General features: G+C 59.3%; 8 protein-coding genes and 1 pseudogene. 7 read left to right on the top strand and 2 right to left on the bottom strand.

What is annotated here, in order from left to right; all coding sequences use genetic code 11:
* Positions 1–339, bottom strand: a pseudogene (locus ACZRMO_RS14755) (ribonucleotide-diphosphate reductase subunit beta); the annotation flags it as partial.
* A 577-nt stretch (positions 340–916) separates the two neighbouring features.
* Complete coding sequence (locus ACZRMO_RS14750; protein ID WP_026136438.1) at positions 917–1186, bottom strand: DUF2790 domain-containing protein; 270 nt, start codon at positions 1184–1186, stop codon at positions 917–919.
* A 397-nt stretch (positions 1187–1583) separates the two neighbouring features.
* Here ACZRMO_RS14750 and acs point away from each other — a divergent pair, with 397 nt between their 5' ends.
* The 7 genes from acs to argR all read left to right on the top strand — a co-directional run bounded on the left by acs (position 1584) and on the right by argR (position 9631).
* The gene (gene acs / locus ACZRMO_RS14745; protein ID WP_463973318.1) at positions 1584–3539 is read left to right on the top strand and encodes an acetate--CoA ligase; all 1956 of its coding nucleotides are present in this window, start codon (positions 1584–1586) and stop codon (positions 3537–3539) included.
* A gap of 695 nt (positions 3540–4234) precedes the next feature.
* On the top strand, positions 4235–5020 hold the full coding sequence (locus ACZRMO_RS14740) for an ABC transporter substrate-binding protein (protein WP_124528184.1): 786 nt from the start codon (positions 4235–4237) through the stop codon (positions 5018–5020).
* 91 nt (positions 5021–5111) lie between these two features.
* Positions 5112–5801, top strand: coding sequence for an ABC transporter permease (locus ACZRMO_RS14735; RefSeq protein WP_463973317.1), 690 nt, complete (start codon positions 5112–5114; stop codon positions 5799–5801).
* Positions 5798–6496: an ABC transporter permease gene (locus ACZRMO_RS14730; protein ID WP_017734152.1), complete on the top strand. Its 699-nt coding sequence runs from the start codon at positions 5798–5800 to the stop codon at positions 6494–6496. Before ACZRMO_RS14735 ends, ACZRMO_RS14730 begins: the two co-directional genes overlap by 4 nt.
* A 1-nt stretch (position 6497) precedes the next feature.
* The gene (locus tag ACZRMO_RS14725) at positions 6498–7610 is read left to right on the top strand and encodes a succinylglutamate desuccinylase/aspartoacylase family protein (protein ID WP_463973316.1); all 1113 of its coding nucleotides are present in this window, start codon (positions 6498–6500) and stop codon (positions 7608–7610) included.
* 27 nt (positions 7611–7637) lie between these two features.
* The gene (locus ACZRMO_RS14720) at positions 7638–8402 is read left to right on the top strand and encodes an ABC transporter ATP-binding protein (protein ID WP_003214336.1); all 765 of its coding nucleotides are present in this window, start codon (positions 7638–7640) and stop codon (positions 8400–8402) included.
* A gap of 248 nt (positions 8403–8650) precedes the next feature.
* Positions 8651–9631, top strand: a complete 981-nt coding sequence (argR, locus tag ACZRMO_RS14715; RefSeq protein WP_124528188.1) for a transcriptional regulator ArgR — start codon at positions 8651–8653, stop codon at positions 9629–9631.
* Positions 9632–9640: the final 9 nt, after the last annotated feature.

Here is a 9640-nt window from a genome sequence, read left to right as displayed (position 1 = left end):
GCCGTCGAGGTACTTCTGCCAGGCCCAGTCGTACTTGAACGGCACGAGTTGGTTGAGGTCGGCGCGGCAGTTGATCATGCGCTTTTCGTCAACGGCGACGCGGGCGGCGGAGCCTTCCAGCTCGGCGAGGCCTTCGGCGATGTCGAGTTTATCGAGGGCGGCCTTGGCGCGCACGATGGCGGCGGAGTCGTTGGCGGTCACGTTACGGGCTTCCAGCGCGGCGGCAGCACCGGCACCGTCGAGGCGGTCCATGTTGGCTTCGGTGGCGTGGCCGGCGTTGGCGCCTTTAGCGGCTACTTCGCCTTCTTCTTCTTTGTCGAATTCGTCCCAGCTCAGCATGACGTGTCGTCTCCTGCGTGAGGGCTCAATGGTGCCCGTGTGAAACCGGATGGTTGGGTGTTCACACGGCCCAGAGGCCGCGGTGGATCTTAAGGAATCGTTTCTTGCAACAGCTCGCGCAGGCATTAAACGGAAATTGCGTTACGGGTGCTCTGCTTGAGGCTTGAGGGGCGGAGCGGTAGGTGTTTGCTCCAGCGGGGCCTCAGGTCTGGCTCTTAATCCCAGTGTAAAGGGATATTGCAGGCCCGATTTACCCGCGCATTATAGGGAAAAAAATGGGTTTGTGTTGCGGAGGATGGTCTCGGATCACCGACAAAAAGCCTGCTATTTGAGCCAGAGTGCTGGTTTATAAGGCTTTGCTGGGGTTGGATTTTTTTGACGGGCGGCGAGAGGGATTTTGCAGGGCTGGGGGAGGAGGGGGCGGGGAGGGCTTTATAGGGTGGGTATGGCTGAAATTGCCATCGCAGGCAAGCCAGCTCCCACAGGGGGATCGCGGTGTTTCTGAGGTGGGTTCTTTGCCGCAAGAACGATTTCTTGCGGCGAGTAGGATCAGGTTCAACCTGCACTAACTCAGTTGTTATCCGTTAGAGCAACCATTACCCATCACATGGTAATTAAGAATATGACGCTGACCTTGTGAGTCTTCATATTCCATCTTCACCGGTACAACTTCGCAGACTTCTGGAATGCTGCTCATGGATAAGACTTTGGCCACATCCAGATGGGTGCTGTAAGTGTAGTCTTCAACAATCGGGGCGTTGCGGCTAGCTACGTCAGTCGGGGCTTCGTCGGCCAGGGCGGCGGTGGCGCACAAGCTGCTGAGGGCCATAACTACTAGAGCTTTCATTTCTTTATCTACCTTATTCAGGGCGAAAGGGGCCACGGGGCCCTTGTGAGGCCGCGTGTGTAACTTAGGGTTGGTTGTTTCGGATTAACGTTGCCTTCGTGGGGGCTGTTGCGGTGTTAATCACAGTGCCTGTGTTGGCGGAAGTGATTCTAGGCCTGCGGGTTATATTCATATACCCGTGCTTTTGATAAACACTGTTGGCGGTTTTTGTAACAATCACGTGGTAAAGCTTTTTTCATCCGGGTGCAAAGCGCCATGGGCCGCGGGCCAGAGCAGTCAAAGCAGATAGCAGGGCAAAATGTAGGGGCTTGTTACTACCATCGTCGAATGGTTCTATGGGGCAGCCCCGGCTACAACAGGGCATACAAAAACAACTATTGTCACCGAGGTAAGAAAGATGAGTGCGGCTTCCCTGTACCCCGTTCGCCCCGAAGTAGCAGCCAACACGCTGACCGACGAGGCGACCTACAAGGCCATGTACCAGCAGTCGGTGGTCAACCCCGATGGTTTCTGGCGTGAGCAAGCCAAGCGCCTTGACTGGGTCAAGCCTTTCACCGCGGTGAAACAGACCTCGTTCGACGATCACCATGTCGATATCAAGTGGTTCGCCGATGGCACCCTGAACGTTTCCTACAACTGTCTGGACCGTCACCTCGCCGAGCGCGGCGACCAGGCGGCCATCATCTGGGAAGGCGATGACCCTTCCGAAAGCCGCACCATCACCTACCGCGAACTGCATGAAGAAGTCTGCAAGTTCGCCAACGCCTTGCGCGGCCAGGATGTGCACCGCGGCGACGTGGTGACTATCTATATGCCGATGATCCCCGAAGCCGTGGTCGCCATGCTGGCGTGTACCCGCATCGGTGCGATTCACTCCGTGGTATTTGGCGGTTTCTCGCCGGAGGCCTTGGCCGGTCGCATCATTGACTGTAAGTCGAAGGTGGTGATCACTGCCGACGAAGGCATCCGCGCCGGTAAGAAGATTCCATTGAAGGCCAACGTCGATGACGCCCTGACCAACCCGGAAACCAGCAGCATCCAGAAAGTCATCGTGTGCAAGCGCACCAATGGCGCGATCAAGTGGAACCAGCATCGCGACATCTGGTACGAAGACCTGATGAAAGTGGCTGGCACGGTCTGCGCGCCTAAAGAGATGGGCGCCGAAGAAGCCCTCTTCATCCTTTATACCTCCGGCTCCACCGGCAAGCCGAAGGGCGTGCAGCACACCACCGGCGGCTACCTGCTTTACGCGGCGCTGACCCACGAGCGCGTGTTCGACTACCGCCCGGGCGAGATCTACTGGTGCACCGCCGACGTCGGCTGGGTCACGGGCCACACCTATATCGTCTATGGCCCGCTGGCCAATGGCGCGACCACGCTGCTGTTCGAAGGCGTGCCGAACTACCCGGACATTACCCGGGTGGGCAAGATCGTCGACAAGCACGAGGTCAATATCCTCTACACCGCACCGACCGCGATTCGCGCAATGATGGCTTCCGGCACCGCCGCCTGCGAAGGCGTGGATGGCAGCAGCTTGCGCCTGTTGGGTTCGGTGGGTGAGCCGATCAACCCGGAAGCGTGGGATTGGTACTACAAGAACGTCGGCCAATCCCGTTGCCCGATCGTTGACACCTGGTGGCAGACCGAAACCGGCGCCACCCTGATGAGCCCGCTACCGGGCGCCCATGCGCTCAAGCCAGGTTCGGCTGCGCGGCCGTTCTTCGGCGTGGTGCCCGCACTGGTGGACAACCTGGGCAACATCATCGAAGGCGCTGCCGAAGGCAACCTGGTGATTCTCGATTCGTGGCCGGGCCAGGCGCGGACCCTGTACGGTGACCATGACCGTTTTGTCGATACCTACTTCAAAACCTTCCGTGGCATGTACTTCACCGGTGACGGCGCCCGTCGCGACGAAGACGGCTACTGGTGGATCACCGGGCGTGTGGATGACGTGTTGAACGTGTCCGGCCACCGCATGGGCACCGCCGAGATCGAAAGTGCCATGGTTGCCCACCCGAAAGTCGCCGAAGCGGCGGTGGTCGGTGTGCCGCATGACATCAAGGGCCAGGGCATCTATGTGTATGTCACCCTCAAGAATGGCGAAGAGCCGAACGAAGCGCTGCGCCTGGAATTGAAAAACTGGGTGCGCAAAGAGATCGGGCCGATTGCTTCGCCGGATGTGATCCAGTGGGCACCGGGCTTGCCGAAGACGCGTTCGGGGAAAATCATGCGGCGGATCCTGCGCAAGATCGCCACGGCTGAGTACGACGGGTTGGGGGATATCTCCACCCTGGCAGACCCGGGTGTAGTGGCGCATTTGATCGAGACGCACAAGACCATGAACGTCGCGTAAGGCGGGTTGGTGGTACAGAGCCCCATTCGGTGTAAGCCGGGTGGGGCTTTTTTGTGGGATCTCAAAACCAATGCAGATCAAGTGTGGGAGCTGGCTTGCCTGCGATGAGGGTGTGTCAGGCACAGGTGGACCAACTGACAGATTGCTATCGCAGGCAAGCCAGCTCCCACACTTGGATCGTATTTCAAATGGCGGCCGGTGAGCTGTCTGGCGACCCTGCAAACCATCAAGCCAATAAATATCGGTTTTTCATGTAGGGCATTTCTGGATGTTACCGCCGTCGTCAAATGTGTAACCCAACGCCCAAACATGAGGCAATGTGCTACACCTGTGCCCCGAAAAGCCGCATTCTAGACACCCCCGCAAATAAGATTAAACGCCAGACTTGCCGTGCTAGAAGGGTTTGCGAATAATAGGCCCGCAATTTGCAGCGTCTACAGGTTTAATGTCTTTTGTCCCTGCATAAAAAACAGGGGCTGTCAATGTGTTGGAACCGCTTTCTCAGTGCTTCTGTAAATTGTTGTCGCATTGAGGAAATATCGGCTTCCGGCCTGTCGTTAGAATGCCGATCACTCGCTCGTCGTCTCCGGTGTTGAATCGGTGTAGGACGCAGCACCGCAATTCGGTTTTCCTTAAGTCGCATCGTGGGCCATGGCTCATACTGCTGTTTTGCCCTATACCGATGGAGTCCCAAGATGAAGAAACTCGTGCTGTTGGGCGCCCTGGCGCTGTCCGTGCTGTCCATGCAGGCTTTCGCTGAAGGCAAGCCTCTGAAAATTGGTATCGAAGCGGCTTACCCTCCGTTTGCCTCTAAAGCGCCCGATGGCAGCATCGTCGGTTTTGACTACGACATCGGCAATGCCCTGTGCAAGCAGATGGACGTGAAGTGCACCTGGGTCGAGCAAGAGTTCGACGGCCTGATCCCGGCACTGAAAGTGCGCAAGATCGACGCGATCCTGTCGTCCATGTCCATCACGGAAGATCGCAAGAAGTCCGTGGACTTCACCGGCCGCTATTACTTGAGCCCAGCGCAACTGGTAATGAAGGAAGGCACCACCGTCAGCGACAGCCTGGATGAGTTGAAGGGTAAGAAAATCGGCGTACAACGCGGTTCGATCCATGATCGCTTCGCCAAGGAAGTCCTGGCCCCTAAAGGCGCCACGGTTGTGCCTTACAGCTCGCAGAACGAAATCTACCTGGACGTGGAAGCCGGTCGCCTCGACGGCACCGTAGCCGACGCCACCCTGCTGCAGGACGGCTTCCTGAAGACGCCAGCCGGTAAAGGCTACGCGTTCGTGGGCCCACAGTTCACCGACGCCAAGTACTTCGGTGACGGCATCGGCATCGCCGTACGCAAAGGCGACAAGGAAAACCTCGACCGCATCAACGCAGCCATTGCCGCGATCCGTGCCAACGGTGAGTACAAAAAAATCCAGGACAAGTACTTCGACTTCGATATCTACGGCGCTGACCCTAAGTAAATCGTCCTGGCTGTCTGTCCGAAATGGCGCAAGCAACAGAATTCCTGCGGTTTGCGCCATTTTTTCATCCCCCTTTTCGAGGACCTGAATCATGTTGAAAGGCTACGGGGCCGTCATCCTCGATGGCGCATGGTTGACGCTTCAGCTCGCCTTGTCGTCCATGGCCTTGGCCATTGTTCTGGGTCTGATCGGGGTCGCGTTACGCCTGTCGCCGGTGCGCTGGTTGGCCTGGCTGGGTGACTTGTACTCCACAGTGATCCGCGGGATCCCTGACCTGGTGCTGATCCTGCTGATTTTCTACGGCGGCCAGGACCTGCTCAACCGCGTCGCGCCGATGCTGGGCTACGACGACTATATTGACTTGAACCCCTTGGCCGCCGGTATCGGCACCCTGGGTTTCATCTTTGGCGCCTACCTCTCGGAAACCTTCCGTGGCGCCTTCATGGCCATTCCCAAGGGCCAGGCCGAGGCCGGCCTTGCGTATGGCATGAGCAATTTGCAGGTGTTTTTCCGGGTGATGGTGCCGCAGATGATTCGTCTGGCGATCCCTGGTTTCACCAACAACTGGCTGGTACTGACCAAGGCCACCGCGTTGATCTCGGTGGTGGGTTTGCAAGACATGATGTTCAAGGCCAAGCAGGCGGCAGACGCCACCCGCGAGCCTTTTACCTTCTTCCTCGCAGTGGCGGCGATGTACCTGGTGATCACCAGCGTGTCGTTGCTGGCCTTGCGTCACCTTGAGAAGCGCTACTCGGTAGGCGTAAGGGCGGCTGATCTATGATCTTCGACTACAACGTCATCTGGGAGGCCATGCCGCTGTACCTTGGCGGCCTGCTGACCACCCTGAAACTGCTCGCCATCTCGTTGTTCTTCGGCCTGCTCGCCGCCTTGCCGCTGGGCTTGATGCGCGTGTCCAAGCAGCCGGTGGTCAACGGTGCGGCCTGGCTGTTTACCTATGTGATCCGCGGCACGCCGATGCTGGTGCAGCTGTTCCTGATCTACTACGGCCTGGCCCAGTTCGAAGCGGTACGCGAAAGCTTCCTGTGGCCGCTGCTGTCCAGCGCCACCTTCTGTGCGTGCCTGGCGTTTGCGATCAACACCAGCGCCTACACCGCCGAAATTATCGCCGGTAGCCTCAAGGCCACGCCCAATGGCGAGATCGAAGCGGCCAAGGCCATGGGCATGTCGCGCTACAAACTGTACCGCCGCATCCTGCTGCCGTCGGCCCTGCGCCGCGCGCTGCCGCAATACAGCAACGAAGTGATCATGATGTTGCAGACCACCAGTCTGGCCTCCATCGTCACCCTGATCGACATCACCGGTGCCGCGCGCACGGTGAACGCCCAGTTCTACCTGCCGTTCGAAGCCTATATCACCGCCGGTGTGTTCTACCTGTGCCTGACTTTTATCCTGGTGCGCCTGTTCAAGTTGGCCGAGCGCCGCTGGCTGAGCTACCTGGCTCCACGGAAGCATTGAGATGGAACGTATCGATCATCTGTTGCCCTGGGGCCACCTGGGCTGCGAGCGCCAGCTGAGCGTATTCCGCTTCGGTCGTGGCGAGCGCAAGGCCTATATCCAGGCCAGCCTGCACGCCGATGAATTGCCCGGCATGCGTGCCGCCTGGGAGCTGAAAAAGCGCCTTACCGAGCTTGAGCAACAAGGCGCCCTCAACGGCGTGATCGAGCTGGTGCCAGTGGCCAACCCGATGGGCCTGGGCCAGTTGCTGCAAGGCAGCCATCAGGGGCGTTTCGAGGTGGGCAGCGGCAAGAACTTCAACCGTGATTTCGCGGAGTTGAGCGAACCGGTTGCCGCGCTGCTCGACGGCAAGCTGGGGGACGATCCCCACGCCAACGTGCGCCTGATTCGTCAGGCGATGAGCGCCGCACTGGACGCATTGCCCGCGCCAACCAGCCAGCTGCAAGGCATGCAACGCATCCTGCTCAGCCACGCCTGCACCGCCGATGTGGTCCTTGACCTGCATTGCGATGCCGAAGCCGCGCTGCACATGTACGCGTTGCCGCAACACTGGCCGCAATGGCGTTCGTTGTCGGCGCATCTGAATGTGAAGGTCGGCCTGCTGGCGGAAGACTCCGGCGGTAGCTCGTTTGACGAAGCCTGTTCGCTGCCGTGGTTGCGCTTGTCCCGTGCGTTCCCCGAGGCGCAGATCCCGCTGGCGTGCCTGGCGACGACCCTTGAACTGGGTGGCCAGGCCGATACCGGCCGCGACGAAGCGATCTTCCACGCCGAAGGCATCCTCGCGTTCCTCGCCGAGCAAGGCCTGATCAAGGGCGAATGGCCTGCCCCGCAACACGAGCCCTGCGAAGGCATGCCCTTCGAAGGCACCGAGTTGCTGTTTGCACCCCACGCCGGGGTGATCAGCTACCTGCGTAAAGCCGGTGACTGGGTCGAGGCCGGCGAAGCGATTTTTGAAGTGATTGATCCCCTGGAAGACCGCGTGAGCATCATCTGCGCCGGCACCTCGGGGGTTTTGTTTGCCGTTGAACGGCTACGTTATGCCCAAGCGGGTTTCTGGCTGGCCAAGGTGGCGGGGCGCGAAGCGCTGCGTCACGGGCGCTTGCTCAACGACTGACCACCTGTTTTTGTGAGAACCGACCGCATGTACAAACTTGAAGTCCAAGACCTGCATAAACGCTATGGCAGTCATGAAGTGCTCAAAGGCGTGTCCCTGGCCGCCGCGGCCGGTGATGTGATCAGCATCATCGGTTCCAGTGGTTCGGGCAAAAGTACCTTTTTGCGCTGCATCAACCTGCTGGAGCAACCCCACGCCGGCAAGATTCTGCTCAACAACGAAGAGCTGAAACTGGTGGCCAACAAGGACGGCGCCATGAAGGCCGCCGACCCTAAGCAGCTGCAGCGCATGCGTTCGCGCCTGTCCATGGTGTTCCAGCATTTCAACCTGTGGTCCCACATGACTGCGTTGGAAAACGTCATGGAAGCGCCGGTACACGTGCTGGGCATGTCGAAAAAAGACGCCCGTGAAAAGGCCGAGCACTACCTGGCCAAAGTCGGCGTAGGCCATCGCAAGGATGCGTTCCCTGGGCATATGTCCGGCGGTGAGCAGCAGCGTGTGGCGATTGCCCGTGCCCTGGCGATGGAACCGGAGGTGATGCTGTTTGACGAACCCACCTCGGCCCTCGACCCGGAACTGGTTGGCGAAGTGCTCAAGGTGATGCAGGACCTGGCCCAGGAAGGCCGGACCATGGTGGTGGTGACCCACGAAATGGGCTTTGCCCGTGAAGTGTCGAACCAGCTGGTGTTTTTGCACAAAGGTATCGTCGAAGAGCGTGGCAACCCGCGTGAAGTGCTGGTGAACCCGCAGTCCGAGCGTTTGCAGCAGTTCTTGTCCGGTAGCTTGAAATAATCAAGGCTGCTTTTGTGCACTGAAGTAGTGCATGCTCCACAGTCTTGAGGCTGGCCCCAATCCCTTGTGGGAGCTGGCTTGCCTGCGATAACGGTGTATCAGAAACAAATGTGCCAACTGACCCACCGCTATCGCAGGCAAGCCAGCTCCCACAGTTGGAAACTCATCAGCTTTTAAGATTTGTGTGGGTTTACGGGCTAGCATTAGCCCACCCCTTCATTACCGTTCTTCGCTTCGGATAGCCCTCCATGACCGCCCATCGCATTGGTTTCCTGATTTGGCCCAGCACAAAAGCACTCACGCTTGCGCTGGCTGAGGAGGCCTTGCGCGTTGCTCAGCGGGTGCATCCCGATGTGGTCTACGAACTGTCGTTCCTGCTCGCCGAGCCTGCCACCGATGGCGCCTGGCAACTGCCGGGCGAGCCGTGGGCGGGCAAGTTGGAAGGCTTCCAGAAATTGTTTCTGCTGGCGGACGAACCGCCTACCGCCATTGCCTCCCAACTGAGCACCGCCCTCAAGCAGCTGGTGCGGGCCGGGTGCGTGATTGGTGGGTTGTCCGCCGGTGTGTACCCTCTGGCCCAACTCGGTCTGCTCGACGGCTACCGCGCCGCCGTGCATTGGCGCTGGCAGGACGATTTCGCCGAGCGCTTCCCCAAGGTTATCGCCACCAGCCATCTGTTCGACTGGGACCGCGATCGCCTCACCGCCTGCGGTGGCATGTCGGTACTCGACCTGTTGCTGGCGGTACTGGCTCGTGACCATGGCGCCGAACTGGCCGGTGCGGTCTCTGAAGAGTTGGTGGTTGAGCGCATCCGCGAAGGCGGCGAGCGCCAGCGCATTCCACTGCAAAACCGCCTCGGTTCCAGCCATCCCAAGCTGACCCAGGCGGTGTTGCTGATGGAGGCCAATATCGAAGAGCCGCTGACCACCGACGAAATCGCCCAGCATGTGTGCGTGTCGCGACGACAACTCGAGCGCATCTTCAAGCAATACCTCAATCGCGTCCCCAGTCAGTACTACCTGGAATTACGCCTGAACAAGGCGCGTCAGATGCTCATGCAAACCAGCAAGTCGATCATCCAGATCGGCCTGTCGTGCGGTTTTTCCTCGGGGCCGCACTTCTCCAGCGCTTACCGCAATTTCTTTGGCGCCACCCCCCGTGAAGACCGCAACCAGCGGCGCAGCAGCAGCCCGTTCGAGCTGTCGTCGGTGCCTGCCGAACGCGGTTGAGCTGGGCAT

The sequence above is a fragment of the Pseudomonas sp. B611 genome, from assembly GCF_055407965.1.
This window is presented reverse-complemented; position numbering and strand designations above follow the sequence as displayed.